The organism is Aureimonas jatrophae (genome assembly GCF_900104035.1).
GTDB lineage: Bacteria > Pseudomonadota > Alphaproteobacteria > Rhizobiales > Rhizobiaceae > Aureimonas > Aureimonas jatrophae.
Map to the genome: position 1 here is coordinate 319,865 of NZ_FNIT01000001.1, position 26,336 is coordinate 346,200.

Annotated in this window: 25 protein-coding genes; 22 read left to right on the forward strand and 3 right to left on the reverse strand. The window is 68.2% G+C overall.

Annotated features, from left to right (window positions below):
* Positions 1–1,407 (reverse strand): TadE/TadG family type IV pilus assembly protein, encoded by a 1,407-nt coding sequence (locus BLQ76_RS01540; protein ID WP_090667866.1) that lies wholly within the window; start codon positions 1,405–1,407, stop codon positions 1–3.
* A 199-nt stretch (positions 1,408–1,606) separates the two neighbouring features.
* Here BLQ76_RS01540 and ruvC point away from each other — a divergent pair, with 199 nt between their 5' ends.
* From ruvC to ruvB, 5 genes are read left to right on the forward strand one after another with little or no spacing between them, the layout of a single operon-like run.
* A complete protein-coding gene (gene ruvC / locus BLQ76_RS01545) occupies positions 1,607–2,125 on the forward strand; it encodes a crossover junction endodeoxyribonuclease RuvC (protein ID WP_090667869.1) in 519 nt (172 codons plus the stop codon).
* Positions 2,126–2,185: 60 nt separating this feature from the next.
* Positions 2,186–2,446, forward strand: coding sequence for an AbrB/MazE/SpoVT family DNA-binding domain-containing protein (locus tag BLQ76_RS01550; protein ID WP_210285756.1), 261 nt, complete (start codon positions 2,186–2,188; stop codon positions 2,444–2,446).
* On the forward strand, positions 2,427–2,846 hold the full coding sequence (locus BLQ76_RS01555; protein WP_090667872.1) for a type II toxin-antitoxin system VapC family toxin: 420 nt from the start codon (positions 2,427–2,429) through the stop codon (positions 2,844–2,846). The genes BLQ76_RS01550 and BLQ76_RS01555 overlap by 20 nt, the downstream gene beginning before the upstream one ends.
* A complete protein-coding gene (gene ruvA, locus BLQ76_RS01560) occupies positions 2,843–3,460 on the forward strand; it encodes a Holliday junction branch migration protein RuvA (RefSeq protein ID WP_090667875.1) in 618 nt (205 codons plus the stop codon). Before BLQ76_RS01555 ends, ruvA begins: the two co-directional genes overlap by 4 nt.
* Before the next feature lie 30 nt (positions 3,461–3,490).
* Entirely contained in the window at positions 3,491–4,537 is a 1,047-nt protein-coding gene (gene ruvB / locus BLQ76_RS01565; protein WP_090667881.1) for a Holliday junction branch migration DNA helicase RuvB, read from the forward strand.
* Here the strand turns inward: ruvB and BLQ76_RS01570 are convergent.
* Positions 4,534–5,124, reverse strand: a complete 591-nt coding sequence (locus BLQ76_RS01570; protein WP_170842419.1) for a phosphatase PAP2 family protein — start codon at positions 5,122–5,124, stop codon at positions 4,534–4,536. The genes ruvB and BLQ76_RS01570 overlap by 4 nt on opposite strands.
* Positions 5,125–5,233: 109 nt before the next feature.
* On the opposite strand from BLQ76_RS01570, the gene ybgC reads away from it, so the two are divergent.
* From ybgC to serA, 15 genes are all read left to right on the forward strand, one after another.
* Entirely contained in the window at positions 5,234–5,680 is a 447-nt protein-coding gene (ybgC, locus tag BLQ76_RS01575; protein WP_090667886.1) for a tol-pal system-associated acyl-CoA thioesterase, read from the forward strand.
* Between the two features lie 221 nt (positions 5,681–5,901).
* Positions 5,902–6,624, forward strand: coding sequence for a protein TolQ (gene tolQ, locus BLQ76_RS01580; RefSeq protein ID WP_090667888.1), 723 nt, complete (start codon positions 5,902–5,904; stop codon positions 6,622–6,624).
* A gap of 40 nt (positions 6,625–6,664) precedes the next feature.
* Entirely contained in the window at positions 6,665–7,120 is a 456-nt protein-coding gene (gene tolR / locus BLQ76_RS01585) for a protein TolR (RefSeq protein ID WP_090667890.1), read from the forward strand.
* A gap of 10 nt (positions 7,121–7,130) precedes the next feature.
* Positions 7,131–8,252 carry a hypothetical protein gene (locus BLQ76_RS01590; RefSeq protein ID WP_090667893.1) on the forward strand — a complete coding sequence of 374 codons (1,122 nt, stop codon included), beginning with the start codon at positions 7,131–7,133 and terminating at the stop codon, positions 8,250–8,252.
* A gap of 120 nt (positions 8,253–8,372) precedes the next feature.
* Positions 8,373–9,671 carry a Tol-Pal system beta propeller repeat protein TolB gene (gene tolB, locus BLQ76_RS01595; protein WP_090667896.1) on the forward strand — a complete coding sequence of 433 codons (1,299 nt, stop codon included), beginning with the start codon at positions 8,373–8,375 and terminating at the stop codon, positions 9,669–9,671.
* Positions 9,672–9,759: 88 nt separating this feature from the next.
* A complete protein-coding gene (gene pal / locus BLQ76_RS01600) occupies positions 9,760–10,308 on the forward strand; it encodes a peptidoglycan-associated lipoprotein Pal (RefSeq protein ID WP_090667899.1) in 549 nt (182 codons plus the stop codon).
* Between the two features lie 226 nt (positions 10,309–10,534).
* The gene (gene ybgF, locus BLQ76_RS01605; RefSeq protein ID WP_090667902.1) at positions 10,535–11,524 is read left to right on the forward strand and encodes a tol-pal system protein YbgF; all 990 of its coding nucleotides are present in this window, start codon (positions 10,535–10,537) and stop codon (positions 11,522–11,524) included.
* Between the two features lie 107 nt (positions 11,525–11,631).
* Complete coding sequence (gene tilS, locus BLQ76_RS01610; RefSeq protein ID WP_170842420.1) at positions 11,632–12,834, forward strand: tRNA lysidine(34) synthetase TilS; 1,203 nt, start codon at positions 11,632–11,634, stop codon at positions 12,832–12,834.
* 83 nt (positions 12,835–12,917) lie between these two features.
* Positions 12,918–14,855, forward strand: coding sequence for an ATP-dependent zinc metalloprotease FtsH (ftsH, locus tag BLQ76_RS01615; RefSeq protein ID WP_090667909.1), 1,938 nt, complete (start codon positions 12,918–12,920; stop codon positions 14,853–14,855).
* A 163-nt stretch (positions 14,856–15,018) separates the two neighbouring features.
* Positions 15,019–16,365, forward strand: a complete 1,347-nt coding sequence (glmM, locus tag BLQ76_RS01620; RefSeq protein ID WP_090667912.1) for a phosphoglucosamine mutase — start codon at positions 15,019–15,021, stop codon at positions 16,363–16,365.
* 136 nt (positions 16,366–16,501) lie between these two features.
* Positions 16,502–17,332 (forward strand): outer membrane protein, encoded by an 831-nt coding sequence (locus BLQ76_RS01625; protein WP_090667915.1) that lies wholly within the window; start codon positions 16,502–16,504, stop codon positions 17,330–17,332.
* Positions 17,333–17,515: 183 nt separating this feature from the next.
* Positions 17,516–18,280, forward strand: coding sequence for an outer membrane protein (locus BLQ76_RS01630; protein ID WP_090667918.1), 765 nt, complete (start codon positions 17,516–17,518; stop codon positions 18,278–18,280).
* Between the two features lie 131 nt (positions 18,281–18,411).
* On the forward strand, positions 18,412–19,587 hold the full coding sequence (locus tag BLQ76_RS01635; protein ID WP_090667921.1) for a phosphoserine transaminase: 1,176 nt from the start codon (positions 18,412–18,414) through the stop codon (positions 19,585–19,587).
* Between the two features lie 19 nt (positions 19,588–19,606).
* The gene (gene alaE / locus BLQ76_RS01640; protein WP_170842421.1) at positions 19,607–20,053 is read left to right on the forward strand and encodes an L-alanine exporter AlaE; all 447 of its coding nucleotides are present in this window, start codon (positions 19,607–19,609) and stop codon (positions 20,051–20,053) included.
* Between the two features lie 88 nt (positions 20,054–20,141).
* The gene (gene serA, locus BLQ76_RS01645; protein ID WP_090667926.1) at positions 20,142–21,734 is read left to right on the forward strand and encodes a phosphoglycerate dehydrogenase; all 1,593 of its coding nucleotides are present in this window, start codon (positions 20,142–20,144) and stop codon (positions 21,732–21,734) included.
* Between the two features lie 66 nt (positions 21,735–21,800).
* Here the strand turns inward: serA and BLQ76_RS01650 are convergent, their stop codons facing one another.
* Positions 21,801–22,739, reverse strand: a complete 939-nt coding sequence (locus BLQ76_RS01650; protein ID WP_090667929.1) for a DMT family transporter — start codon at positions 22,737–22,739, stop codon at positions 21,801–21,803.
* 220 nt (positions 22,740–22,959) lie between these two features.
* Between BLQ76_RS01650 and BLQ76_RS01655 the strand changes: the two genes are divergently transcribed.
* Both BLQ76_RS01655 and BLQ76_RS01660 read left to right on the forward strand, forming a co-directional pair.
* Positions 22,960–24,255 (forward strand): adenylosuccinate synthase, encoded by a 1,296-nt coding sequence (locus BLQ76_RS01655; protein ID WP_090667932.1) that lies wholly within the window; start codon positions 22,960–22,962, stop codon positions 24,253–24,255.
* Between the two features lie 247 nt (positions 24,256–24,502).
* Entirely contained in the window at positions 24,503–26,272 is a 1,770-nt protein-coding gene (locus tag BLQ76_RS01660; RefSeq protein WP_090667935.1) for a hypothetical protein, read from the forward strand.
* Positions 26,273–26,336 lie beyond the last annotated feature (64 nt).

Below are 26,336 nucleotides of genomic sequence, written 5' to 3' on the forward strand. Positions count from 1 at the left end.
CTACTTCGTGATCCGGAGTTGCTGCATCTGAGCCGCGATCGACTGGAAGGCCGCCGACATGTCGAGGCCATCGACCTTGTAGGCGTAGGCCGGCTTCGAAGCGCAGGCGGCGATGTTGGCGGCGATCTCCGCGGAAACCTTGAAGGCGATCGTGAAGATCGTGATGCCCTCCTGCTTCGTGTAGTCGCAGACCTTCTTGTAGAAGCCCTTGGCTTCGGCCTCGGTGAAGGCGTTGAAGCGGCCAACATAGTCGTTCGTCGTTGTCGCGTAGGCCTTCTTGTTGGCGTCGTTCCCGCTGATGTTTCGGGTCGTGACACTCCACCGCGAGTCCGGATTGACGTTTGCGTCCGTGGGTCTGGGCTGGAAGCCGATCTGGCCATCCGTCATCAGGACGATGAACTTCAGCGTATCCTTGTCGTTGAAGTCCGCTGGGCGGGCCGAAAAGCTGGCTGGGATCGGCGCGTAGCCCTTGGTGCGGATGGACTGGAGCGTCGAGCGCATCGACGGGTTGAGCAGGAGTTCCGCCCATTTCATTCCGTATGCCGTCCCGGTCCCATCATAGGGTTGCAAGGCATCCATCCTCGCCTTCAGCGTCGCGAGGTCGTTCGTCATGTAACTGATGGTGGGCAGCGTCGGACACCACCAGGGCTGCTTACCGGACGCGCTGATGTTGTAGTAGCTGAAATGCGGTGCCTGATCGCGATCGTAGAAGCTCGGCGTCCCGGACGAGAAGTCGCCGGATGTCATCTCGACGCACCAGCTACTGTTGTGCTGTTTACGCCCGTAAGGCAGCAGGCGGTTGTTATAAGCGGCGCTCGTGATGTACTCGAACACATCCTTGCCGACGTTCACCTGACCGGCGAAGGGGATGATGTTCACCGAGGTGGTCGGGCGCGAATCCTCCTTCAGAACGACATCCAGGAAGCTCTTCGCCGCCGGTCGCAGCTGCGTCATGCCGCCGTTGTCCAGCATGGATCCCGAGATATCGAGAACGAGCGAGAGCTCGACGTTGCTGCGCGACTCTTCGGCGGTCGACGACGCGTTGATCGTGAGATCGTCGATATCGGCGAGCTTCAGGAAGGTCGTCTCGTAGGCGATCGACGCCGAGGCCGTGATTACGCGCTTGTTGAGCGTCTTCTGCTCCGCCACGGTGAGCGTGGCCGTGTCGCCGTTCGGCACGCTCTTCAGAAACGAGCGTACGACCGCCGTCGGATCTGCGGTCTGGTTCAGCGAAGCCGCCGCAAGGACGCCGCGGTCGAGCGCGTCCTGCAAGGCGATCCGCCCCCGTTCGTGCACCACGAGATCCACGGCGCCGCCCGAGATGAGCACGAGGACCGGCAGGAGCAGCGCGGTCACGATGGGGATGCTGGCGCGATGATCGCGCAGGAAACGGGAGGACGGCCGCATGACGCCTTCGCGCAGGAGGTGAGCGACTATCTTGCGCGCGATGTCCTACAATTTCCTGACTGAATTCAGGACGATCGGCGACATCGCCGGATGCGTCGCGTCTGGCCATCTCGCAACCATGTCCACGGTCCGTTTTCTGTTCGTTCACGCTTCGTCTTCTAACACGGTCACCCATGCGTTAAGGACGAACGGAGAAGGCATGTATCAGGAGCGCGTCATTCGCATCATCGGCATCGATCCGGGGCTGCGGCGAACCGGATGGGGCGTCGTCGAGACCGTCGGCAACTCCCTGCGCTTCGTGGCGTCCGGCACCGTCACCTCGGAAGGCGACGACGATCTCGCGTATCGCCTGCGGCAGCTGCACGACGGACTGCAGACCATCATGAGCGACTATCGCCCCCACGAGGCGGCCGTCGAGCAGACCTTCGTCAACAAGGATGCGGTCGCGACCCTGAAGCTCGGACAGGCGCGGGGCATCGCCATGCTGGTTCCCGCGCTGGCCGGACTGCCCGTTGCCGAATACGCGCCGAACGCCGTGAAGAAGGCGGTGATCGGCGTCGGCCACGGCGAGAAGCAGCAGATCCATATGATGGTGAAGGTCCTGATGCCCAAGGCGACCTTCAATACGAGCGATGCCGCGGACGCGCTCGCCATCGCCATCTGCCACGCCCATCACCGGCAGTCCGCGCAGGCACGCGCGGCCTTCGCCGGCCTCTAGATGTTCTGGACTTGTTCCTGGTGGGGTGATAGGTAATACCGGTCGGTATTACGGAGTTTCATGGTGCGGTTGACCGAGAAGAGTCAGGTGACCATTCCCAAGGCCATCCGCGAGCGTCTGGGGATCGGGCCGGGCAGCGACGTGGACTTCGTGGAGGATTGCGGTGTGGTCCGCCTCGTGAAGCTCGATGGTGCCGAGCGCAAGCGCAGCGCCGTCGAGGAATGGTTGCGCACGACCTCGGGCAGCGGCAACGGCCGGATGCGGACCGACGAGATCATGGATGAGACGCGCGGACCCTTCGATGACCTCGATCCTCGTTGACGCGAACGTCTTGATCGACATCGTCCAGCCCGTTCCCGACCGCTTCTCGGTTTGGGGCGCGGCACGCTTGAACGAGTTGGCGCCCCACGCGCCCTTCGTCGTCAACGTCGAGGTCGCCGCCGAGCTCAGCTTTCAGTTCGACGCGGCGATGAAGCTCGAGCAAGCTTTGCCGACCCAGCTTTGGTTGCGCGAACCGGTGCCCTTCGAGGCCGCCTTCCTGGCCGGGCAGGCTCATCGCCGCTACCGCGAGCGCGGTGGGCGTCGCGAGCGCACCTTGCCGGACTTCCTGATCGGGGCTCATGCGCAGGTCGCGGGCCACCGTCTCCTGACGCGCGACGGCGCACGATACCGCACATACTTTCCAGACCTCGACATCATCTGCCCGGAGACGCATCCTTGATCGGCAAGCTGAAGGGAACCGTGGACGAGGTCGGCGAGGACCACGTCGTTCTCGACGTGCACGGCGTCGGCTATCTCGCCTTCTGCGGCGCCAGAACGCTGCAGAACCTGCGCCCCGGCGAAGCCGCCGTCCTGTTCATCGAGACCTATGTGCGCGAGGACATGATCCGCCTCTACGGCTTTGCGACCGAGGCCGAGCGCGCGTGGTTCCGCCTGCTCCTCGTCGTCCAGCACGTCGGCACCAAGGTCGCGCTGAACGTCGTGGGCACGCTGTCGCCGGGCGATCTGGCGAGTGCCATCGCGCTGCAGGACAAGGCATCGATCGCGCGCGCGCCGGGCGTCGGGCCGAAGGTCGCCGCGCGCATCGTGGCCGAGCTGAAGGACAAGGCGCCCGCCTATTCCGGAGCCGCCTCGGCGGAGAGCTTCACGCTTCACCGCGACATCGGGGAGGGCGTCGCAACGGCGCCCGTCACGGATGCGGTGTCGGCGCTCGTCAATCTCGGCTATTCCCGCGACCAGGCGGCCAACGCGGTCGCCGTCGCGCTGCGCGAAGCCGGCGAGGACGCGCCCGCCACGCTTCTGATCCGGTCAGGGCTCAAGGTCCTCAGCCGTTGATCTCCTGTCTGAAGGTAAGGCCCTAAGTCCATGAGCCAGCCCACACGCCTCCTGACGCCTGAGAAGCGGGGCGAGGACGTCGACGCCTCACTGCGCCCGCAACGGCTCGACGAGTTCGTCGGCCAGGCCGCCGCGCGGGCCAACCTGAAGGTCTTCATCGAGGCCGCGAAGACACGCGGCGAAGCCCTTGATCACGTTCTCTTCGTGGGGCCGCCGGGCCTCGGCAAGACGACGCTGGCGCAGATCATGGCGAAAGAACTGGGCGTCAACTTCCGCTCGACCTCGGGTCCCGTGATCGCGAAGGCCGGCGACTTGGCCGCCCTCCTGACCAACCTCGAAGAGCGCGACGTCCTGTTTATCGACGAGATTCATCGCCTGTCACCGGCGGTGGAGGAGATTCTCTATCCCGCGATGGAGGACTTCCAGCTCGACCTCATCATCGGCGAGGGACCGGCGGCGCGCTCCGTGAAGATCGACCTGTCGCGCTTCACGCTGGTCGCGGCGACCACCCGCATCGGGCTCCTGACGACACCGCTGCGCGATCGCTTCGGCATCCCGGTTCGATTGAACTTCTACACGGTCCCCGAGCTCGAACACATCGTGAAGCGTGGAGCGCGGCTCATGGACCTGCCCATGGGCGATGACGGTGCCAGCGAGATCGCGCGTCGGGCGCGGGGAACGCCGCGCATCGCGGGCCGGCTGCTGCGCCGGGTGCGCGACTTCGCGACCATGGCCGATGCACCGATCGTCGATCGCCGCATCGCGGACGAGGCGCTGACGCGCCTGGAAGTGGATTCTCTCGGCCTCGACCAGCTCGACCGGCGCTACCTCGACCTGATCGCGCTGAACTTCGGCGGCGGGCCGGTCGGTATCGAGACGATCGCGGCCGCCTTGTCCGAGCCGCGCGATGCGATCGAGGACATCGTCGAGCCGTATCTGCTGCAACAGGGCTTCATTCAGCGGACGCCGCGCGGGCGCATGATGACCGCGCACGCCTTCAAGCATATCGGCATGGCGGTCCCGGGCGGCTGGCAGGGCGCGCAGGCGACCCTGTTCGAGGACGGCGAGGCGGATTAGCGCCGCCGCAGGGCGCCGGCCAGAAGCGCGCCGACGCCCAGCGACAGGCCGGCGCCCGCCAACCCGATCGCGGTGCCCGCGGCGAGATCCGATGGGTAATGCTTGGCGCGCGGCAGCTGCACGAGCGAGGCGGCGGCCGCGAGCGCCAGCGCCGGCACGGCCATCGCCGGATGCCGCAGGGCGACAACGGTCGCCACCGCCACCGCGCCGGCGGTATGACCGGACGGGAAGGACCGCTCCCGTGGGTGCCGCGTCTCGCCCGTCTCCCGCTCGTAGCGCCCCTCGTCCAGAACGACGTAGGGGCGCACACGCCGGACGCGGTTCTTGATCCAACCCTTCGCCTGCGTCGCGATCGCGTGAGCAAGCAGCATCTGCAGGCCGGTCGCCAGAATGTCGCGACGGCCACCGGCCAACCCGACGAGCGCCGTCGACGCGCAGAGCGCGGCGAGCTGCGGCTGGTCGGCCAGCTCGCTCATCCATCCGGCCCAGCGAACGAGAGGGCGATGGCGCTGTCGTCCGGCCGCCTCCGCCAGTTCGATATCCTGCTGTTCCAGGTCGGGGAGCGAGGGGTCGTGCGGATGCGTCATGGTCCGCCAAAGTCGCGTCGCGGCCAAGTGTTCCGAACCCGCGAGCACGGTTTCGCGATCGGGCCGAGGCTCTTCCGTCCCGAGCCTCGTCCGCGCTAGGACGCGCCCCATGATCGAGCAACTGTCCGGCCGCCTCACCGAGTTCGGCCACGTTCTTCCCGTGCGCGTCTACTTCGAGGACACCGACTTCTCGGGCGTCGTCTATCACGCGCGCTACCTGCACTTCCTGGAGCGCGGTCGCACCGACTACCTGCGCCTTCACGGGATCGGGCATCGCGAGCTCATGGACGGGGCGTTCGGCGAGCCCATGGCCTTCGCCGTCCGTCGCATGGAGATCGACTTCCTGCGACCGGCCCGGATCGATGACGTTCTGGAGGTTGAGACGCGAACCGCAACGCTGGGCGGAGCGAGGGTGGTGCTTGACCAGCGCATCCTGCGGAACGGCGAGATCCTGATCGAGGCGCGCGTGAAGGTTGCCGTCATCTCGCCGGAGGGGAAGCCGCGCCGCATGCCGAAGCGGGTCGCCGAGCGCCTCGGCGCGCCGGCGGAGGACTGAAATCGTCGCCGCGCGACGACTTTGGCGCCCTGCGCAAACCTTTCGTTAACCCTAACGGTGCTTCATACGAATCACCGGAAGTCCTTGTCGCGCCATTCTTTTACCGGAATGTCCGTGGAAAGGCGCGTCTGGACGGGGCGTCCTCCGCTTGCAGCGGAAGGACGGGAAGAGGCGGGGCCGGGTTCCCGCCGTGACCGCTTGATCGAGGGACACCGACAGACATGAACGACGTCGCCCAGACCGCGCTCGCCGCCACCTCGCACGGCAGCGACATGTCGCTGATGGGGCTTTTCTGGCAGGCGGGCTTCGTCGTCAAGTTCGTGATGCTCGGCCTTCTCGCCGCGTCCGTCTGGACCTGGGCGATCATCTTCGACAAGGCTGCCCGCTACGGCCGCTTCCGCCGCCAGCTCAACCAGTTCGAGAACACGTTCTGGAGCGGGCAGTCGCTGGAAGAGCTCTACCACACGCTGTCGGACCGCAAGACGTCGGGCATGGGCGCGCTGTTCGTCGCCGCGATGCGCGAGTGGAAGAAGAGCTTCGAGAAGGGCGCCCGCTCGCCGATCGGCCTGCAGACGCGCATCGAGAAGGCCATGGATGTCACCATGGCGCGCGAGATGGAGGGCCTGGAGTCCCGTCTCGGCTTCCTGGCGACCGTCGGCTCGGCCGCGCCCTTTATCGGCCTGTTCGGCACGGTGGTCGGCATCATGACGTCGTTCCAATCGATCGCGGCCTCGGAGCAGACGAGCCTTGCGGTCGTTGCTCCCGGTATCGCCGAGGCGCTGCTGGCCACCGCGATCGGTCTCGTCGCGGCCATTCCCGCGGTGATCGCCTACAACAAGCTGTCGGCCGACGCCGGCAAGCTCGGCGGTCGCCTCGAGGCCTTCGCCGACGAATTCTCCGCCATCCTGTCGCGCCAGATCGACGAGAAGATCCCGGCCCGCTGAGGCGCCGGGACGAAGAGACGCGGTCGAGGGGGCCACACACATGGGTATGTCGACGGGTTCGGCAGCTTCGGGCGGCGGGTCGCGCCGGCGGCGCGGCAAGCGCCGCCAGCCGATGGCCGAGATCAACATGACGCCGATGGTCGACGTCATGCTGGTGCTGCTGATCATCTTCATGGTGGCGGCGCCGCTGATGACGGTGGGCGTCCCGCTGGAGCTGCCCGAAACGCAGGCCAAGGCGCTGAGCGCCAAGAAGCAGCCCATCACGATCTCGGTCCAGCAGGACGGCTCGGTCTTCCTTCAGGAGACCCCGGTCGACGAGGCGACCATCGTCGAGCAGCTCAAGGCCATCGCGGAAGCAGGCTACGAGGAGCGCATCTTCGTGCGCGCCGACCAGAGCGCCGGCTACGGCACGGTGATGCGCGTCATGGCGCGCATCTCGGCTGCCGGCTATCGCAACATCGGCCTCGTGACCGCCCAGGAAACGGCGAAGAGCTGACGGCCGTCCCATGAGATCCGCCTCCGTCGCCTCCACCGTTCTCCATGCCGCGGTCCTGACCTGGGGCCTGTGGACGTTCGGCCAGCCCGAGCCGCTCGACATGGGCGGCGAGGCGCTGCCGGTTTCGCTCGTGCCGATCGAGGAGTTCAGCCAGGCGACGCTCGGCGCGGAGGATGCGCCGCTGGCCGAGACCTCGGCTCCGACGCCGACCAAGACGCCCGAGAAGCTGCCGATGCCCGCCGAGAACGTCGGCGACAACGAGACCGATCTGCCGACGCCGCCCGCGCCCAAGCCCTCGCCGCGCGAGAGCGTGCAGACGGCTGCCGCGGAGGCGCCGCCTCCGCCCCCGCCGCCGACCCCCACGGCCGCGCCGACGCCGCCCGAGCCGGCGCCCGCTCCCGAGCCGACGCCCGAGCCGCCCGTCGAGACGGCCAAGGCCGAACCGACGCCGGAACCCGCGCCGGCCGAGGAGACCGCTCCGATCGACGAGCTGTCCGAGATCATCGCCAAGGCGCCGCCGGTGCCCGAGCCGCCGCGCAACGTGCCGCGCCCCCAGGCCAAGCCGAAGCCGCCCGAGCCCGTGAAGGTCGCCGAGGCCAAGCCCGCCGAGCCCGCCAAGCCGACGCCGCCCGCCAAGACGACCGAGACCTCGCGCGAGAAGCCGACCGACAAGCCGAAGGACGCCAAGAAGCCGGCCACGCAGACGTCGGAGGACAAGTTCGACGCCGACGCCATCGCCGCGCTTCTGAACAAGCAGGAGTCGTCGGGCGGCGGTGCCAAGCGCTCGACCCAGCAGGCATCGCTCGGGCGCGACAAGGCGACCGGTGGCACGCTCAGCCAGAGCGAGATGGACGCGCTGCGCGGTCAGATCTCCAAGTGCTGGAACCCGCCGGCCGGCAATACCGACGCGGGCGGGTTCCGCGTGAAGATCTCCATGCAGCTTTCGCCGAACGGCGAGGTCGAGGGCATGCCGCAGATCGTGCAGGGCGGCGGCTCCACGGGCGCCGAGCGTGCGGCGGGCGAGGCGGCGGTGCGCGCGGTCCGTCGCTGCGCGCCGTATTCGCTGCCGGCCGAGAAGTACGACACCTGGGCCGAGGTCACCGTCAACTTCGATCCGAGCCAGATGTTCTGATTCCTGCCCCGCCGGCGGCCTCGCGCCGCCGCATTCTTCTGATCACCATGCCCTCCGACGGACGCCCCGCCGGGGCCGGCCTTCCGGCCTCGCGCGTCCCCGGCCGAACGGGAACCCACCATGACCAAGCTTTCCGCCCTCGTTCTGGCGCTTGCCGCCGCCGTTGCCCTGCCGGGTGTCTCGCCCGTGCGAGCCGCCGTCGAGATCGACGTGACGCAAGGCAACGTCCAGCCGCTGCCGATCGCGTTGCCCGCCTTCCAGTCGCGCGATGGCCTCGGTGCCAAGCTCATGGAGGTGGTGACGGCCGACCTGAAGCGCTCGGGCCTGTTCGCGCCGGTGAACCCGGCCGCCTTCATTCAGAAGGACCTCAGCCCTGACCAGACGCCGCGCTTTCAGGACTGGACCGTGATCAACGCGCAGGCCCTCGTGTCGGGCCGCGTGTCGCCCGAAGCCGACGGGCGCCTGCGCGTCGAGTTCCGCCTGTGGGACACGTTCGCCGGCCAGCAGCTCGACGGACAGCAGTTCTACGCCAGCCCCGACAACTGGCGCCGCATCGCCCACATCATCGCCGACGCGATCTACGAGCGCCTGACCGGCGAGAAGGGCTACTTCGACACGCGCGTCGTGTTCGTGGACGAGACCGGCACGAAGGACAAGCGCCGCAAGCGCCTGGCCATCATGGACCAGGACGGGGCGAACGTGCGCTACCTCAGCCAGGGCAACGACCTCGTGCTGACGCCCCGCTTCTCGCCGAACCGGCAGGAGATCACCTACATGTCGTTCGGCCAGGGCGAGCCGCGCGTCTACCTCCTGCAACTCGAGACCGGGCAGCGCGAGGTGGTCGGCAACTTCCCCGGCATGACGTTCGCGCCGCGCTTCTCGCCGGACGGGTCGAAGGTGGTCATGAGCCTCCAGCAGGAGGGCAACGCCAACCTCTACGCCATGGACCTGCGCTCGCGCGCCACGACGCGCCTGACCTCGACCTCGGCGATCGACACGTCGCCCTCGTACTCGCCGGACGGCTCCAAGATCGTCTTCGAGAGCGATCGGGGCGGGCGACCGCAGATCTACGTCATGGGCGCCGACGGCTCGGGCCAGACCCGCATCTCCTTCGGCCAGGGCAGCTACAACACGCCCGTCTGGAGCCCGCGCGGCGACCTCATCGCCTTCACCAAGCAGTCGGGCGGTCAGTTCCAGATCGGCGTCATGCGGCCCGATGGATCGGGGGAGCGCATCCTGACCTCGTCGTTCCACGCCGAGGGTCCGACCTGGGCGCCCAACGGCCGCGTCATCATGTTCTTCCGCGATCAGGGCGGCGGACCGCAGCTCTATTCGATCGACCTGACGGGCCGCAACGAGCAGCGTGTCGGCACGCCGAACTTCGGCTCCGATCCGGCCTGGTCGCCGTCGCTCGAATAGCGGTCCCGCTGTCCGCGTTTAGGGGCCGTTAACTCCGAACATGGTAAACGGGACCCATCGAAATTCCATCGAATGCAAGGAGACGGCCATGCGCCGCATCGTGACTGGGGCCCACGGCCGGATCGCGCTCGCACTTGTTGCGGCGCTCTCGCTCTCGGCCTGCGCCAAGAAGAATAACGCGCTGCCCGACAACGCGGCAGGCCTCGGCCTCGGCGGGGCCGGCGGCATGGGCGGCGCCGGCGGCATGGGCGGCGCGGGCTCGGCGGCGCCGGGCACCACCCAGGACTTCACCGTCAACGTCGGCGACCGCATCTTCTTCGACACGGACTCGACCTCGATCCGCGCCGATGCGCAACAGACGCTCGCCCGCCAGGCCCAGTGGCTGAACCAGTACCCGCGCTACCAGATCGTGGTGGAGGGTCATGCCGACGAGCGCGGAACGCGCGAGTACAACCTCGCGCTTGGCGCCCGCCGGGCCGCCGCGACCCGCGACTACCTCGCGTCGCAGGGCGTGTCGTCGAACCGCATGCGCACCATCTCCTACGGCAAGGAGCGTCCGGTCGCCGTGTGCGACGACATTTCGTGCTGGTCGCAGAACCGCCGCGCGGTCACGGTGCTTTCCGGCGCCGGCTCCTGATCGGGCACCGGATACCGCACTGCGGCTTTTCGGTCACACAGATGCAGGTGAAGCGGCCCTTCGGGGCCGTTTTGCGTTTGTCGGTTGCCGCATGTGTTACGTCGGTCAAACTTTGGACGCCTTCGGTCCGTCCCTCTCCAACCCGACGCTTGCGACCGCAGCCGCCGCCGGGGAAGGGGTTTGGCCGGGACGCGGCGCCCTTGGCTCCCGAAGGTCGTATCCGCGCATGGCCCAGTCCCGACTTCTGCTTCCGATCCTTGCCGTGGCTCTTGGTGCCACCGCCGCGCCGACGCATGCCATTGAACTGCCGTTCGGCTTCGGCGGGTCCGATCGCGCGGCCACGCAGCCGGCGCAGGCGGCGCCCGCGGTCCGCATGGCGCAGGCCGGCGACGGCGGGGTTCGGCTCTCCCAGGTCGAGGAAGAGATGCGGCGCCTGACCGGAAAGGTCGAGGAGCTGAGCTTCCTGGTGCTTCAGTTGCAGGAGCAGCTTCGCAAGACGCAGGAAGACAACGAGTTCCGCTTCCAGGATCTGGAGAAGGGTTCGGGCGGCAGCGGCACGAACGCGTCCGCTCCCCAGCGCAAGACCGAGCTGACGCCGCCGGTCGCGCCCGCGACGCCCGAGACGACCGCGCCGGCGACCTCGTCGCGCGTCGCCTCGGTCGCCACGCCGAGCGCCAACGATGCCACGTCGCCGCGTGCCGCGGCACCCGCTGCCGCTCCGCAGACCGACGAGATCGGCGCGCTTCTGAACGGCGCCGCCGTGTCGCAGCCGTTGCCCTCGACCGAGCCCAGCGTGCCGCCGTCCGACAAGGTCGCCTCGATCCGCACCGAGGGACCGGTCGAACTCTACAGCCTCGGCTACAACTACATGCTGGCCGGCGACTACCATCTCGCCGAGACCACCTTCCGCCAGTACACCCAGACCTATCCCAGCTCGTCGGATGCGCCGGACGCGCAGTACTGGCTGGGCGAGGCGCTCTACGCGCAGGCCAAGTATCGCGACGCCGCGGAGGTCTTCCTGAACGCCCAGAAGGCGCATCCCCAAGCCCCCAAGGCGCCGGAGATGATGCTGAAGCTCGGCATGTCGCTCGCCCGCCTCGACAATCGCGAGACGGCCTGCGTCACCTACGGCGAGGTGTCGCGTCGCTATCCCGCGATGAGCGCCAACGTGAAGCGCAAGCTGCAGGCCGAGGAGAAGTCGGCCAGCTGCTCCTGAGGCACGCAAGGGCGGCGCCGACGCTTCCGCCCCTGACCGATGACATCCGGCGCAGCCTGGAGCGGACGGATGCGTCGCGCCGCCTGAAGCCCGGCCTGCTCGTCGCGGTGTCGGGCGGACCCGACTCGCTCGCCCTTCTGATCGCCGCGTCGCAACTGGCCGGTGATCGTCCGGTTCGAGCCGCGACCGTCGATCATGCGCTGCGACCTGGGTCGGATCGCGAGGCGGCGAGGGTGGCGGACTGGTGCTCCGAACTCGCGATTCCCCATCGAACGCTTGTCTGGCGCCATCCGGACCGGCCGCTCCGCAATCTCCAGGCGGAAGCGCGCGCCGCCCGATACGCGCTCCTGGCCGCCGAGGCGCGTCGCTGCGGCGCCGGCGTCGTTCTGACCGCCCACCACCGCCATGACCAGGCCGAGACGCATCTCCTTCTGCGGGCTCGCGGCGCGCGAGGCGGGGCGCTGGCGGCGATGCGCGTCTGGCGCGATCTGGAGCCGGGCGTCGTTGTGGTGCGCCCCTTTCTCGGTCGCGTTCCGGCCGATCTCGCGCTTTGGCCCGCCGACGCCGGTTGGCAACCGATCCTGGACCCGAGCAATCTCGACGGGCGGTTCGCGCGCGTCCGCCTGCGCAGCGCGATGTCGGACGACGAGCGCGCGGCGGCTCTCGCTGCCGCCGCCGACGCCGCCCGCCTGCGCGAGGCCGACGACCGGAACCTTGCGGATCAACTCGGTACGCTCTCCGAGGCGGGACGTCTGAACGTCGACCTCGACGCCTCGATCGGAATGCCGGACGACTGGCACGGTCTCGGCGACCGCGTTCTCGCGCGCGCCATCACCGTGGCTGGAGGCGCGTTGCATTCGCCGTCGCCCGACGCGCTCGACCGCCTTCGACACGCAGTGGCGCAGCAGGGTCGGGCCACGCTGAACGGCTGTGTCGCAGACGTCCGGCGCGGCCGGCTCCGCTTGTCGCGCGAGTTCGGACGCACGGGACTGCCGCAAGCGGTTGCGGGCGACGACGGATTGGCGATCTTCGATCGGCGTTTTGTGGTCGGACCGCTTCCCGGGCAGAGTGTCGTGGAAGGCGATGGCGCGAATGTGAAGGCCCGCACGCATCCCGCCGTCCGCGACCCAATGGGCGAACTGCGGCCGTTGCGGCTGGCCGCCGGACCGTTGCCGCGCGGATCCGCGCCGGAAGCGGCCTGCTGTGCGGGCTGGCGCCTCTGGGCCGACCTTCCGGGACCCATGCCGGTGGGGTTAACCCCACAGCCCCAAATTGCCGCAAACGGGACCTTGGCTGTTGGCAAGGTTTGAGCGGCCACCTATCTTCACGCCTGATGTCGTGGCGTCACCGCACGTCTCGTGCGTGAAGCCCCGGCGCTATCCCAGGACGGATAATGAACCAGAATTTCCGGAACTTCGCCCTTTGGGCGATCATCGCGCTTCTTCTGATCGCGCTCTTCCAGCTGTTCTCCAACAGCTCGCAGACCGCGAATTCGCGCGAGGTACCCTATTCGCAGTTCCTGTCCGACGTCGACGCGAACCGCGTCCGTTCGGTGACCATCCAGGGCCAGCGCATCTCGGGGACCTACACCGACGGCTCCTCGCCGTTCCAGACCTACTCGCCGGGTGACCCGCAGCTGGTGTCGCGCCTGGAGGGTCATCAGGTCCAGATCAACGCGAGCCCGCCGTCCGACAACACGAACCCGATCTGGTCGATGCTCCTGAGCTTCGGTCCGATCCTCCTCATTCTTGGCGTCTGGATCTTCCTGATGCGGCAGATGCAGGGCGGCGCAGGCGGCAAGGCCATGGGCTTCGGCAAGTCGAAGGCCAAGCTTCTGACCGAGGCGCACGGCCGCGTGACCTTCGCCGACGTCGCGGGTGTCGACGAGGCCAAGGCCGATCTCGAGGAGATCGTCGAGTTCCTGCGCGAGCCGCAGAAGTTCCAGCGCCTTGGCGGCAAGATCCCGCGCGGCGTCCTGCTCGTTGGTCCTCCGGGCACCGGTAAGACGCTGACGGCCCGTGCGGTCGCCGGCGAGGCCAACGTGCCCTTCTTCACGATCTCGGGCTCCGACTTCGTCGAGATGTTCGTCGGCGTCGGCGCGAGCCGCGTGCGCGACATGTTCGAGCAGGCCAAGAAGAACGCGCCCTGCATCATCTTCATCGACGAGATCGACGCCGTCGGCCGCCATCGCGGCGCGGGCCTCGGCGGTGGCAACGACGAGCGCGAGCAGACGCTGAACCAGCTCCTCGTCGAGATGGACGGCTTCGAGGCGAACGAGGGTATCATCCTCATCGCCGCGACCAACCGCCCCGACGTTCTGGACCCCGCGCTTCTTCGTCCGGGCCGCTTCGACCGCCAGGTCATGGTGCCGAACCCCGACGTCGGCGGCCGAGAGAAGATCCTGAAGGTGCACGTGCGCAACGTGCCGCTGGCGCCCAATGTTGACCTCAAGACCATTGCGCGCGGCACGCCCGGCTTCTCGGGTGCCGATCTCGCCAACCTCGTCAACGAGGCAGCGCTGATGGCGGCCCGTCGCTCCAAGCGCCTCGTTACGATGCTCGAGTTCGAGGACGCCAAGGACAAGGTCATGATGGGCGCCGAGCGTCGCTCCATGGCCATGACCGAGGAGGAGAAGAAGCTGACGGCCTACCACGAGGCCGGTCACGCGCTGGTCGGCATCCACGTGCCGGGCAACGATCCGCTCCATAAGGTGACGATCATTCCGCGCGGCCGTGCCCTCGGCGTGACGATGAACCTGCCGGAGCGCGATCGCTACGGCATGAAGAAGATGGAGATGGAGGCGCGGCTCGCGATGATCTTCGGCGGACGCGCCGCCGAGGAGATCATCTACGGCGACGAGAACGTCACGACGGGTGCCTCCAACGACATCCAGCAGGCCACCAACATGGCTCGCGCGATGGTCATGGAATACGGCATGAGCGACAAGCTCGGTCGTCTGCGCTACCGCCAGAACCAGGAGGAGGTCTTTCTCGGCCACTCCGTGTCGCAGCAGCAGAACATGAGCGAGGAGACCGCCAAGCTCATCGACTCCGAGGTGCGCGGCATCATCGAGGTCGCCGAGAACCGCGCCCGCGCCGTGCTGCGCGACAAGATCGACGAACTGCACACGCTCACCAACGGTCTGCTCGAGTACGAGACGCTGTCGGGCGACGAGGTGCGCGACCTCTTGGCCGGCAAGACGCTGGCCCGCGACATGGGCGACGACACGCCGCCCTCGCGCGGCTCGGCGGTGCCCAAGGCCGGTTCGGTCAAGCCGTCCGGTCCGCGCGACGACAAGGAAGGCGGTCTGGAGCCGCAGCCGTCCGCCTGAGGCGGCGGTCTTCCAGCGGAGTTGGGGGAGGGGCGGTGCCGCAAGGTTGCCGCCCCTTTCGCATGCGACCATCACGCTTCTCGTCGCTCTGCGGCAAGTCTTTACTCGCCGATGGTAGAATCGCCGGGATAAACGGAACGCTCGACAGTCAAGGAGACGCGCGATGGCGAAGAGCTATTTCGGCACGGACGGCATTCGCGGACGGGCCAACCGTCATCCCATGACGCCCGAGATCGCCATGAAGGTCGGCATGGCCGCGGGGCTCGCCTTCCGTCGCGGCAACTACCGCCATCGCGTCGTGATCGGCAAGGACACGCGCCTGTCGGGCTACATGCTGGAGCCCGCGCTCTGCGCCGGATTCACCGCCGTCGGCGTCGACGTCCTGATGCTCGGCCCGATCCCGACGCCCGCCGTCGCAATGCTGACGCGCTCCATGCGCGCCGATATCGGCGTGATGATCTCCGCCTCGCACAACCCGTTCGAGGACAACGGCATCAAGCTCTTCGGCCCGGACGGCTACAAGCTGTCCGACGAGGTCGAGACCGAGATCAACCGTCTGATCGACGAGGACCTGTCGAAGCGCCTCGCCGATGGGGCGCATCTCGGGCGCGCTCGGCGCTACGACGACGGCGGCCGTGACCGCTACGTCGAGTTCGCCAAGCGCACGCTGCCGCGCGACCTGACGCTGGACGGTGTGCGCGTCGCCATCGACTGCGCCAACGGTGCCGCGTACCGCGTGGCACCCGACGTCTTGTGGGAGCTGGGCGCCGACGTCGTGAAGCTCGGCGTCGAGCCGAACGGAACCAACATCAACCTGAACTGCGGCTCCACCAGTCCCGCGACGCTGTGCGCCAAGGTGCGCGAGGTGCGGGCCGATATCGGCATCGCGCTCGACGGCGACGCGGACCGGGTGCTGGTGGTGGACGAGCACGGCGAGGTCGTCGACGGCGACCAGATCATGGCCGTGATCGGCGAGGCCTGGGCGCAGGACGGGCGCCTCGCCGCCGGTGGCGTTGTCGCCACGATCATGTCGAACCTTGGCCTCGAGCGCTTCCTGAACGAGCGGCAGATCCAGCTGGCTCGCACGAAGGTCGGCGATCGCTACGTGGTCGAGCATATGCGCCAGCACGGCTACAACGTGGGCGGCGAGCAATCGGGGCACATCGTCCTGTCGGACTACGGCACGACCGGCGACGGTCTGGTCTCCGCGCTGCAGCTTCTGGCTCTCGTGCGCAAGGCGGGCGGTACGGTGTCGGAGGTGTGCCGCAAGTTCGAGCCGGTGCCGCAGGTTCTGAAGAACGTGCGCGTGGCGGGCGGCGAGCCGCTGGAGAACACGGCGGTGCGCGATGCGATCGACGCGGCTCTGGCGCAGCTCGGCACGAGCGGCCGGCTCGTGATCCGACCGAGCGGAACCGAACCGCTGATCCGCGTCATGGCAGAGGGCGACGATCCGCAACTCGTCAACACCGTGGTCGACGACATCATCGGCGCACTGAAGCGCGCGGCCTGACGGCGGGCGTTTCGTCTCCGCGAAGCATCCGGGAAGAGGGCAGGGCCAGTAAACCGACCATTAATCATTAATCTTTAGATTTGCTCGTATCGCGGGACCCAAGCCGCGCGATCGTGCAAATCTGGAGATCTCAGCAATGGCTCGGCTTGCCTTCGGCCTCTTGGCCTCGGCCCTGTTTCTGCCCACCCTTTCGCAGGCTGCGGACATCATCGAACCGATCCCGGTCGTTGAGCCCGCGCCCTACAGCGGCTGGTACATCCGCGGTGATGTCGGCTACGTCTTCGAGTCCAAGACCGATGGTCACTGGGCGTTCTACAACCAGTTCCCAGGCGTCGAGGGCATCGACGACTACTACCGCTACGACGAGCTCCGGCTCGACTCGACGGCCAGCTTCGGCGCCGGCGTCGGCTATCGCTTCTCGGACATGTTCCGTGTGGACGCGACGGTCGACTACTTCCGCACCGACGTGAACGGCAAGACCAAGTGCCCGCTCATGATCAAGACCGACTACGCGCACGGTCTCGGGCCCTTCGACGAGTGCGACTACTACAACAAGTCCGAGGCCGACGTCTGGACGATCATGGCGAACGCCTATGTCGACCTGCCGACCTTCGGCATCGTCACGCCCTACCTCGGCGCCGGTATCGGCACCGCCTATGTCGGCTATGACGACGTCAAGACGCAGGAGAAGTGCCCGACCTGCAAGCCCGGCTACGTGCCCTATACCAGCACCAGCACCGGCGCCGACGACTGGCGCTTCGCGACCTCGCTGATGGCCGGCGCGAGCGTGGACCTGACGCAGAGCCTCGCGCTCGACGTCGGCTACCGCTACACGAAGATCTACGAAGGCGACGCCTGGGACTACGACTCGGCCGACAAGTCCTTCGGGGCGGTCGGCGTCCAGACCAAGGACAACGGCTTCGACATCCACGCGATCCGCGCGGGTCTGCGCTACTCGTTCTTCTGATCCGAACCGCTTCGCGTTCGAATACGACCGGGAAGGGCCGCTCCGAAAGGGGCGGCCCTTCTTGCGTCCGGGCACAAGCTCCGCACCATAGCTCGCCCCTAGGGTCCGGCGACCGATCCCCCCGATAGCATCCGCCCGCCGGCCGCCACGCCGGCAAAGGCGGGTGAAGCCGAGGCCGCCCGCATGACCCTCCGAAGCCTTCTGACCGTCTCCGTTGCGGTCCTGATACCCGTCGTCGGCCATGCCGCGGATGTGGACCTTCTGGCGAGCGCACCGGAGGTCGAACTGGCCGAGACGCGCTCGGGCTTCTACCTGCGCGGCGACGTTTTCTACGACGTTTCGAGCGATCTCGACGGCACCCGTGCGATTGCGCAAGGCAACGCCCTCGCCACCGGCCCCCTGCGCGGCGAGTTGGAGGAGGGGGCGAGCTTCGGCCTCGGGCTCGGCTATCGGTTCACCGATATGCTGCGCGCCGACCTGACCGTCGGCTATGGCGAGCGCGACGTCGCCACGAACGCCTTTGCGGTTCCGGGCTGCGGTTCGATCTGTCTGGCGCGCGACGCGGGCTCCGCGCATAGCTGGAACGTTCTGGCCAGCGCGTATCTGGACCTCGGCACGGTTGCGGGCTTCACGCCCTATGTCGGTGCCGGGCTCGGCGCGGTTCGCATCGACTACGACGACATAGCCCTGACCACCTGCGGCCTGACCGGCTGCCAAGCCATCGACGCAGAGGGCGAGCGTGACTGGCGCTTCGCCTACGCGCTCGACGCGGGCGTCGCCTACGACCTGACCGAGGCGCTGACGCTCGACCTCGGATACCGCTATCTCGACACCGAAGGCGGACAGGCGTGGAGCGTCCGCTCGTCCGGTGGCGCGATGGTCGCCGTCTCCGACGACGGACCGGATCAGCACGCGCTCCGCATCGGGCTGCGCTACCGCTTTCAGTGATGCGACCCGTCGCGCGGCGGAACCCGAGCTCCCTCAGATTGTCGCTTGACGCGGCTCCCGCTTCCGGCCTATCGCCGTCAGCGGGACACGCCTCCCCAACGAGGCGCTTCTATCTGTAAGGGTAGCTTCAGATGGCCAATGCCGCCAAGCCGGACCTGCGTCCGGCCGACCCCCGCTTTTCCTCCGGCCCCTGCGCCAAGCGTCCCGGCTGGACGCTGAGCGCCCTGAGCGATGCACCGCTCGGCCGCTCGCATCGCGCCAAGCTCGGCAAATCGAAGCTGGCTCAGGCGATCGAGGACACCCGCGAGATCCTCCAGGTTCCCGCCGACTACCGCATCGGCATCGTTCCGGCCTCCGACACGGGCGCCGTGGAGATGGCCATGTGGTCGCTGCTCGGCGCGCGCCCCGTCGACATGGTCGCCTGGGAGAGCTTCGGTTCGGGCTGGGTGACCGACGCGGTGAAGCAGCTGAAGCTCGAGAACGCTCGCGTTCTGGAAGCCGGCTACGGCGAGATCGTCGACTTCGCCGATGTGAACTTCGACCACGACGTCGTCTTCACGTGGAACGGCACCACGTCCGGCGTACGCGTTCCCAACGGCGACGCCATTCCGGCCGACCGCCAGGGCCTGACGATCTGCGACGCCACCTCGGCCGCCTTCGCCCAGGACCTTCCCTACGACAAGCTCGATGTCGTCACCTTCTCCTGGCAGAAGGTGATGGGCGGCGAGGCGGCCCACGGCATGCTGATCCTCAGCCCGCGCGCGGTGGAGCGGCTTCTTACCTACAAGCCGGCGTGGCCTCTGCCGAAGATCTTCCGCCTCACCTCGGGCGGCAAGCTGATCGAGGGCATCTTCAAGGGCGAGACGATCAACACGCCCTCGATGCTCTGCGTCGAGGACTATCTGGACGCGCTCAACTGGGGCAAGCGCATCGGCGGCCTCGAAGCCCTCAAGGCGCGGGCCGACGCGAACCTTGCGGTGATCGAGCGCTTCGTCGACGAGAACAGCTGGATCGGCTTCCTGGCCAAGGATCCGGCCACGCGCTCCAACACGTCGGTCTGCCTCCAGTTCACCGATCCCGCGCTCGTCAACCTGCCGCGTGAGGCGCAGGACGCCTTCGCCAAGGGCGTGGCCACCCTCTTGGAGAAGGAGGGCGTCGCTCTCGACATCGGCAGCTACCGCGATGCGCCTCCGGGCCTGCGCATCTGGTGCGGCGCGACCGTGGAGACCGCCGCGGTCGAGGCGTTGATGCCGTGGATCAGCTACGCTTACCAGGCGCAGAAGGCCGCGCTCGCGCAGGCCGCCTGAGGGCGAGCGGCTTGTGCCGGTGTCGGTCGGAACACGCAGCTTCCTGGCCGACACGCTGGCGCTGATCCTCTTCTTCACGCTGACGAGCGGCCTGAACGAGCGTTTCGTCGTCGGAATGGAGTGGAGCGAGGTGCTGGTGTCCCGGTCGATCGGCGCGGCGCTCATGGTGCCGACGGCCCGGCCCTACGGGCTCTGGCGCGAGTGGTTTCTCGCTCGGGTCCGCCCCGAGGGACGGGTCGGCACGGTGCTCGCCGATTGTGCGGCGCTGCTTCTGTTCCAGGTGCCCATCTACCTCGCGATCGTTCTCGTCAGCGGCGCGGACCTTGTGTCCGCGCTGCGAGGCTCCGCCAGCTTCGCGGTGCTGATGCTGGTTCTCGGCCGCCCCTACGGCCTCTGGCTCGAATGGGTCCGCCGCCGGTTCGGCCTCGAGGGGCCGGGCCGCAGGCCCATGTCGCTCGGCGGCTGACTGCCGATCCGCGCGTCGCCCCCGGGCGTCGCGACTCTCATCTCGCTGTTCCGGGAGCCGTCGCTCCCCATCCTTCCAGGAGGCCTGCATGGCACCCCGCGTTCTCGTTTCCGACAAGCTGTCCCCGACCGCCGTCCAGATCTTCAAGGACGGTGGCTGCGAGGTCGACTACCTCCCGGATCTCGGCAAGGACAAGGACCAGCTTCTCGCCGTCATCGACCAGTATGACGGTCTGGCGATCCGCTCGGCCACCAAGGTCACCGAAAAGGTGATCGAGGCGGCGTCGCGCCTGAAGGTGATCGGCCGCGCCGGTATCGGCGTCGACAACGTCGACATCCCGGCAGCCTCGCGCCGCGGCATCATCGTGATGAACACGCCCTTCGGCAACTCGATCACGACCGCCGAGCATGCGGTGGCCATGATGTTCGCGGTCGCGCGCCAGCTGCCCGCAGCCGACCAGTCCACCCAGGCTGGAAAGTGGGAGAAGAACCGCTTCATGGGCGTCGAGATCACCGGCAAGGTGCTCGGCGTCGTCGGCTGCGGCAATATCGGGTCGATCGTGGCGACGCGCGGCGTCGGTCTCAAGATGAAGGTGATCGGCTTCGATCCCTTCCTCAGCCCCGAGCGTGCCGCGCAGCTCGGCATCGAGAAGGTCGAGCTCGACGAGCTCTTCCGCCGTGCCGACTTCATCACGCTGCACACGCCGCTCACCGACAAGACGCGCAACATCATCGACGCCAAGGCGATCGCGACCATGAAGCGGGGCGTGCGCATCATCAACTGCGCGCGCGGCGGCCTGATCGTCGAGGCGGACCTCGCCGAGGCCATCAAGTCCGGCCATGTGGCGGGCGCGGGTATCGACGTGTTCGAGACCGAGCCTGCGACCGACTCGCCGCTCTTCGGGCTCGAGAACGTCGTCTGCACGCCGCATCTCGGCGCCTCAACCACCGAGGCGCAGGAGAACGTCGCGCTCCAGGTCGCCGAGCAGATGGCGGACTACCTCGTGAAGGGCGCCGTCTCCAACGCCCTCAACATGCCCTCGATCACCGCCGAAGAGGCGCCGATCCTCACGCCCTACGTCAAGCTCGCCGAGATCCTCGGCTCGTTCGCCGGCCAGCTGACGGAAGAGGCGATCGATGCGGTCGAGATCCTCTACGATGGCGCGCCGGGCTCGATGAATACGAGGGCCCTCACGGCTGCGGCGCTCGCCGGCCTTCTCAAGGCGCAGGTCCAGACCGTCAACATGGTCTCGGCCCCGCTCATGGCCAAGGAGCGCGGCATCGCCGTGTCCGAGGTGCGTCGCGACAAGTCGGGCGTCTTCGACGGCTACATCAAGGTCACCGTCACCACCAAGAAGCAGACCCGCTCGGTGGCCGGCACGACCTTCTCGGACGGCAAGCCGCGCTTCATCCAGATCAAGGGCATCAACATGGAGGCCGATGTCGGCCGCTACATGCTCTACACCGCCAACAAGGACGTTCCCGGCGTCATCGGCCAGATCGGCACGGCCTTCGGAAAGGCTGGCATCAACATCGCGAACTTCCATCTCGGCCGTGACGAGCAGGGCGGCAGCGCGATCGCGATCATCTACCTCGACGAGCCGCTGAGCGAGACCTTCCTCGACGAGTTGCGCGGCCTGAACGCGATCGGCCAGGCGAAGATGCTGACCTTCGACGTCTGATCGCACGCCAAGGCCATACGACACGACGAAAGGGCGGGACCCGGCCGGGTCCCGCCCTTTCGCGCGTCAGGCGGCGTCCTGGCTGACCGGGGTCTTCGGGTGGCTGGCGATCCGCTCAGAGCGTTTGCCGCGCTCTGCGAGCACGATGCCGGCGAACACCAGCGCAAGGGCCGCGAGGTGATAGGGAAAAAGCGGCTCGCCCAAGAGCAGGACGGCGAGAAGCGCGGCGAAGATCGGCGTCGCGTTGGTGAAGAGGTTCGCCCGGTTGGCGCCGATCATTTCGATGCCGCGGATGTAGAGCGCCTGCGAGACGATCGATGGCATGACGGCCGAGAACACGACGAGCGACCACCCCTGCGCATCGGGCCAGCGCGTCGCGCCGAACGCGCTCTCGACTGCGAGCAGAGGCAATGATGCCACAAAGGCGACGACGCACAGGGCGAGGAGGTTGCTGCTCCAATGCACCGGCGGGCGGCGCGTCACGATCACCGTGTAGAGCCCGAAGATGCCGACCGCGACCAGCGCGAGGACGTCGCCCCGGTTGAGCACGAGGTGCAGGAGCGTCGACGGCTCGCCGTGCGCCGTCGTCACCAGAACGCCTATCAGTGTGAGTGCGAAGCCGGCCAGTTGCAGGCTCGTCACCCTCGCGCGGAACAGAAGAAAGCTGCCGGCGAACACGAACAACGGCATGGCCGCCTGCACGATCGCGACGTGGATCGTGGATGTGAACTGGAGGGCGAGGTAGAACAGGGCGTTGAAGCCCGTGAACCCGGCGGTTCCCAGGAACAGGTAGAGCCGCTTGTGCTGGCGGATCCGCGCCCAGTCCCGCTCCAGATGGGGCCGAGCGATCGGCAGCAGCAGCAGTCCGGCGATGAGCCAGCGCAGCATGGTCAGCACCATCGGCGAGACATGACCGACCGCGAGTTTTCCGGCGACCGCGTTCGCGCCCCAGATCAGGGCCGTGAAGGTGAGGACGGCGTAGGGATGGGTCACGAAGCGCTTCATTCGCCTCCCTTAGGGCCCGGACCGCGTTTCCGGCAACAGCCCTTGTGTGCAAGCGCCCACAAATCGCCGGATGCCTCTCGCGCCGGTGGCGCGCTCCCCCTATAGTCCGCCCGTTTTGAGGGTCGGCGCGAGGCGCTCCGGCCGGTCTTGGCGCGTGCGCGCGGGACCCGAGGCATTCGCAAAGCCGGCCTTCTGTCTGCCGGCGCGCCAAGGAGTAGGCATGGCAAACGTCGTGGTGGTCGGCTCGCAGTGGGGCGACGAGGGCAAGGGCAAGATCGTCGACTGGCTGAGCGAGCGGGCCGACGTGGTGGTGCGCTTCCAGGGCGGTCACAATGCCGGCCACACGCTGGTCGTGGACGGCACCTCCTACAAGCTCTCGCTTCTGCCCTCGGGCGTGGTGCGGCAGGGTAAGCTGTCGGTGATCGGAAACGGCGTCGTGTTCGATCCGCACGCCTTCGTGGCCGAGCGCGGGCGCTTGGCCGCGCAGGGCGTCACGATCTCGCCCGAGACGCTGCGCATCGCCGACAACGCGGCGTTGATCCTGTCGCTTCACCGCGAGCTCGACGCGATTCGCGAGAACCAGGCCGCCGCCGGCACCAAGATTGGGACCACGGGCCGCGGCATCGGCCCGGCCTACGAGGACAAGGTCGGGCGCCGGGCGATCCGCGTCATGGACCTGGCCGAGCCCGACCTCCTGCCGAGCCGCATCGAGCGGCTGCTTGCGCACCACAACCCGTTGCGTCGCGGGCTCGGCCAGCCGGAGATCCAGCCGCAGGCGATCCTGGAGGAGCTGACCACGGTGGCGGCCGAGATCGTGCCCTTCGTGGATCGCGTATGGCGGCTGCTCGACGAGCGCCGCAAGGCGGGCGCGCGCATCCTGTTCGAGGGTGCACAAGGCACGCTCCTCGACATCGATCACGGCACCTATCCCTATGTGACCTCGTCCAACACGGTGGCGGGTCAGGCGGCGGCGGGCTCGGGCCTCGGCCCGTCTGCGGCGGGCTTCGTGCTCGGCATCACCAAGGCCTACACGACGCGCGTGGGCGAGGGGCCCTTTCCGACCGAGCAGGACAACGCGGTCGGCGAGTTTCTGGGCACGCGCGGTCACGAGTTCGGCACGGTCACGGGTCGCAAGCGTCGCTGCGGCTGGTTCGATGCCGTGCTGGTGCGTCAGGCGGTGGCGCTGAACGGCATCCACGGTCTCGCGCTCACCAAGCTCGACGTCCTCGACGGGATGGAGGAGATTCGCATCTGCGTCGGCTACGAGCTCGACGGCGAGCGCATCGACTACCTGCCCGCCAGCCTCGGCACGCAGGCGCGGATCGTTCCCGTCTACCAGAGTTTCGAAGGGTGGAGCGGCACCACGGCCGGAGCCCGGTCCTGGGGTGACCTGCCGGCGCAGGCCGTCAAATACGTGCGCCAGATCGAGGAACTCGTCGGCGCCCCGGTTTCGCTCCTGTCCACATCGCCGGAGCGTGACGATACGATCCTTGTCCGCGATCCGTTTCAGGATTAATGAAAACTTGACCAAAGACACGGTATTCGTCTGGACTTGAAGGCCGGGTGCGGGACGCCCGGATCGCGAACGACCAAAGCCTGCCGCGCCTCCGGCGCGGCATCCCGGCGTCCTGGCAGGACAGCCACGGTCCGGTTCGCCGGGCGGTGCCGGGCGGCCAGGAACCCGTGGCAGGACGGGCGACGTTCGCGACACCGGACCCTCAGTCGATGCCACGTCGCTTCACGACCAGTGAGTGCCCCAATCCATGGCGAACCTGACCGCCGTTCTGCGCAAGACGATCGACGGCCTTCCCAACGCGACGCCCCAATTGCGGGCCAAGGTCTACGAGAAGGCGCGTTCGGCGATCACGCGCCAGATCCAGGCTGCCAATCCGCCGCTCGAGCCCCATGTGGCCGAGGCGCGCTATCGCGTTCTTGAAGACGCGATCCGCGAGACCGAGGCGCATTACGGCGGTGGCGACGAGGACAACGCGCCTCCGCCCGCGGAGGAACCTGCCGCGCCGATCGCGGTCCGCGACGAGGAACCACCACCTGCACCTCCGCCTGCGCCAAGGCCGGTCGAGCGCCAGCCTGAACGCGCGGCCTTCCCGCGCGTCACGCCGACCATGCGCCCTGCCGCGCCGGCCGACACGACCCTAGACGTGCCGCCGCGTGGCGATCAACCGGCGCAAGCCGTCGAGCCTGCGCGTCGCTTCGAGCGCGACCCCGCGGTCGCTGCGCCGAGCGCGGTGTCGGCGCGCGCGCCCTCGCGCGAGGCGTTCGGGGCGGGCGAGGACCGCGTGGGCGAGATCGGTCCCGCTCCGCTCGAGGAGGCGCCGCGCCGCACCGCGCCACCGCCGCCACGGGCTGGGACGTTGCGTCCGGCGCGCGACGAACCGCGCGGCGAGGACGGCGCGCCCTATAGCGGCCTGTTCGCGGGCATCCCGGAGGCCGACCTCGAGGGACCTCGCCGGGCGAAGCGTCGCAGCGCCTCGAGCTCCGGTTCCCGGCGACCGGCTCTTGTCGCCGGCAGCGCGCTGGCGGTGATAGCGGCGCTTGGCGCCGCGGCGTTCTTCTACGGCGACCAGATCCGCGACGTCCTGACCGGATCGGGGACCTCGCAGGTTGCCTCGGTCCCTGCACCCACCGCGACCACCGACGGCGGAGAGGCACCCGCCGATACGGGCGGAGAAGCGCCCGCGACCGCTGCGCCGCCGAGTGGCACCGTGACCGACACGGCTCCCGCCGCACCGGTGACCGGAGGCGCGCGGCCCCGCCAGTTCACGCAGCGACTTCTGCCCGACGGAAACGAGGTCGACGAAGGGCCCGGGACGAGCGTCGCCAATGCGTTCGAGGAGGGCACCGACGTCGCGGCCGCATCCCCGGCGGAACCGGCCCCCACGACGCCGGAATCGACGCCCGCACCCGCTGCCCCCACAACATCGGCGCCGGCGACACCGCCCGCGACGGCTTCCAACGAGACCGTGCCCGTCGGCCAGCGCGCCGTGTTCTACGAAGAGCGCGCGACGAACCGCGAGGGCTCGCAGCAGAACGGCAACGTGGTCTGGAGCCTTGTCAGCGAGCCGCCCGCCGATGGTCAGCCCGCCGAGCCGGCGATCCGCGGCGTCGTGGACGTGCCGCAGGACAATCTGAAGATGACGCTCACGATCCGGCGCAACGCTGACGCGACGCTGCCGGCCAGCCACGTGATCGAGATCATGTTCGACACGCCCGCCGACTTCCCGGGTGGCGAGGTCGCCAACGTGCAGCGGCTGGCGCTGAAGCCCACGGAACAGGCGCGCGGCGAACCCTTGATCGGTGTCGCCGGCAAGATATCGCCGGGCTTCTTCATCATCGCCCTGAACGATCTGCCGCAGGCGATCCAGAGCAATCTCGGTCTGCTGGGGCGCGAGCAGTGGATCGACATCCCGCTCGCCTACGAGAGCGGGCAACGGGCGTTGATGTCGGTCGAGAAGGGATTGCCGGGCGAACGCGTCTTCAAGCAGGCGCTCGACGCCTGGGCCGCCAAGACCTAGGGCGTTCCGGCGCAGGGGGCTCGCAAGTAAAAAGGGCCGGCCTCCTCGCGGAAGCCGGCCCTTT

Bases quoted from the DNA above. Each gene is read 5' to 3' on its own strand.
- BLQ76_RS01540 (WP_090667866.1), bottom strand. From the start codon at position 1,407: ATGCGGCCGTCCTCCCGTTTCCTGCGCGATCATCGCGCCAGCATCCCC.
- ruvC (WP_090667869.1), top strand. From the start codon at position 1,607: ATGTATCAGGAGCGCGTCATTCGCATCATCGGCATCGATCCGGGGCTG.
- BLQ76_RS01550 (WP_210285756.1), top strand. From the start codon at position 2,186: ATGGTGCGGTTGACCGAGAAGAGTCAGGTGACCATTCCCAAGGCCATC.
- BLQ76_RS01555 (WP_090667872.1), top strand. From the start codon at position 2,427: ATGACCTCGATCCTCGTTGACGCGAACGTCTTGATCGACATCGTCCAG.
- ruvB (WP_090667881.1), top strand. From the start codon at position 3,491: ATGAGCCAGCCCACACGCCTCCTGACGCCTGAGAAGCGGGGCGAGGAC.
- BLQ76_RS01570 (WP_170842419.1), bottom strand. From the start codon at position 5,124: ATGACGCATCCGCACGACCCCTCGCTCCCCGACCTGGAACAGCAGGAT.
- ybgC (WP_090667886.1), top strand. From the start codon at position 5,234: ATGATCGAGCAACTGTCCGGCCGCCTCACCGAGTTCGGCCACGTTCTT.
- tolQ (WP_090667888.1), top strand. From the start codon at position 5,902: ATGAACGACGTCGCCCAGACCGCGCTCGCCGCCACCTCGCACGGCAGC.
- tolR (WP_090667890.1), top strand. From the start codon at position 6,665: ATGGGTATGTCGACGGGTTCGGCAGCTTCGGGCGGCGGGTCGCGCCGG.
- BLQ76_RS01590 (WP_090667893.1), top strand. From the start codon at position 7,131: ATGAGATCCGCCTCCGTCGCCTCCACCGTTCTCCATGCCGCGGTCCTG.
- tolB (WP_090667896.1), top strand. From the start codon at position 8,373: ATGACCAAGCTTTCCGCCCTCGTTCTGGCGCTTGCCGCCGCCGTTGCC.
- pal (WP_090667899.1), top strand. From the start codon at position 9,760: ATGCGCCGCATCGTGACTGGGGCCCACGGCCGGATCGCGCTCGCACTT.
- ybgF (WP_090667902.1), top strand. From the start codon at position 10,535: ATGGCCCAGTCCCGACTTCTGCTTCCGATCCTTGCCGTGGCTCTTGGT.
- ftsH (WP_090667909.1), top strand. From the start codon at position 12,918: ATGAACCAGAATTTCCGGAACTTCGCCCTTTGGGCGATCATCGCGCTT.
- glmM (WP_090667912.1), top strand. From the start codon at position 15,019: ATGGCGAAGAGCTATTTCGGCACGGACGGCATTCGCGGACGGGCCAAC.
- BLQ76_RS01625 (WP_090667915.1), top strand. From the start codon at position 16,502: ATGGCTCGGCTTGCCTTCGGCCTCTTGGCCTCGGCCCTGTTTCTGCCC.
- BLQ76_RS01630 (WP_090667918.1), top strand. From the start codon at position 17,516: ATGACCCTCCGAAGCCTTCTGACCGTCTCCGTTGCGGTCCTGATACCC.
- BLQ76_RS01635 (WP_090667921.1), top strand. From the start codon at position 18,412: ATGGCCAATGCCGCCAAGCCGGACCTGCGTCCGGCCGACCCCCGCTTT.
- serA (WP_090667926.1), top strand. From the start codon at position 20,142: ATGGCACCCCGCGTTCTCGTTTCCGACAAGCTGTCCCCGACCGCCGTC.
- BLQ76_RS01650 (WP_090667929.1), bottom strand. From the start codon at position 22,739: ATGAAGCGCTTCGTGACCCATCCCTACGCCGTCCTCACCTTCACGGCC.
- BLQ76_RS01655 (WP_090667932.1), top strand. From the start codon at position 22,960: ATGGCAAACGTCGTGGTGGTCGGCTCGCAGTGGGGCGACGAGGGCAAG.
- BLQ76_RS01660 (WP_090667935.1), top strand. From the start codon at position 24,503: ATGGCGAACCTGACCGCCGTTCTGCGCAAGACGATCGACGGCCTTCCC.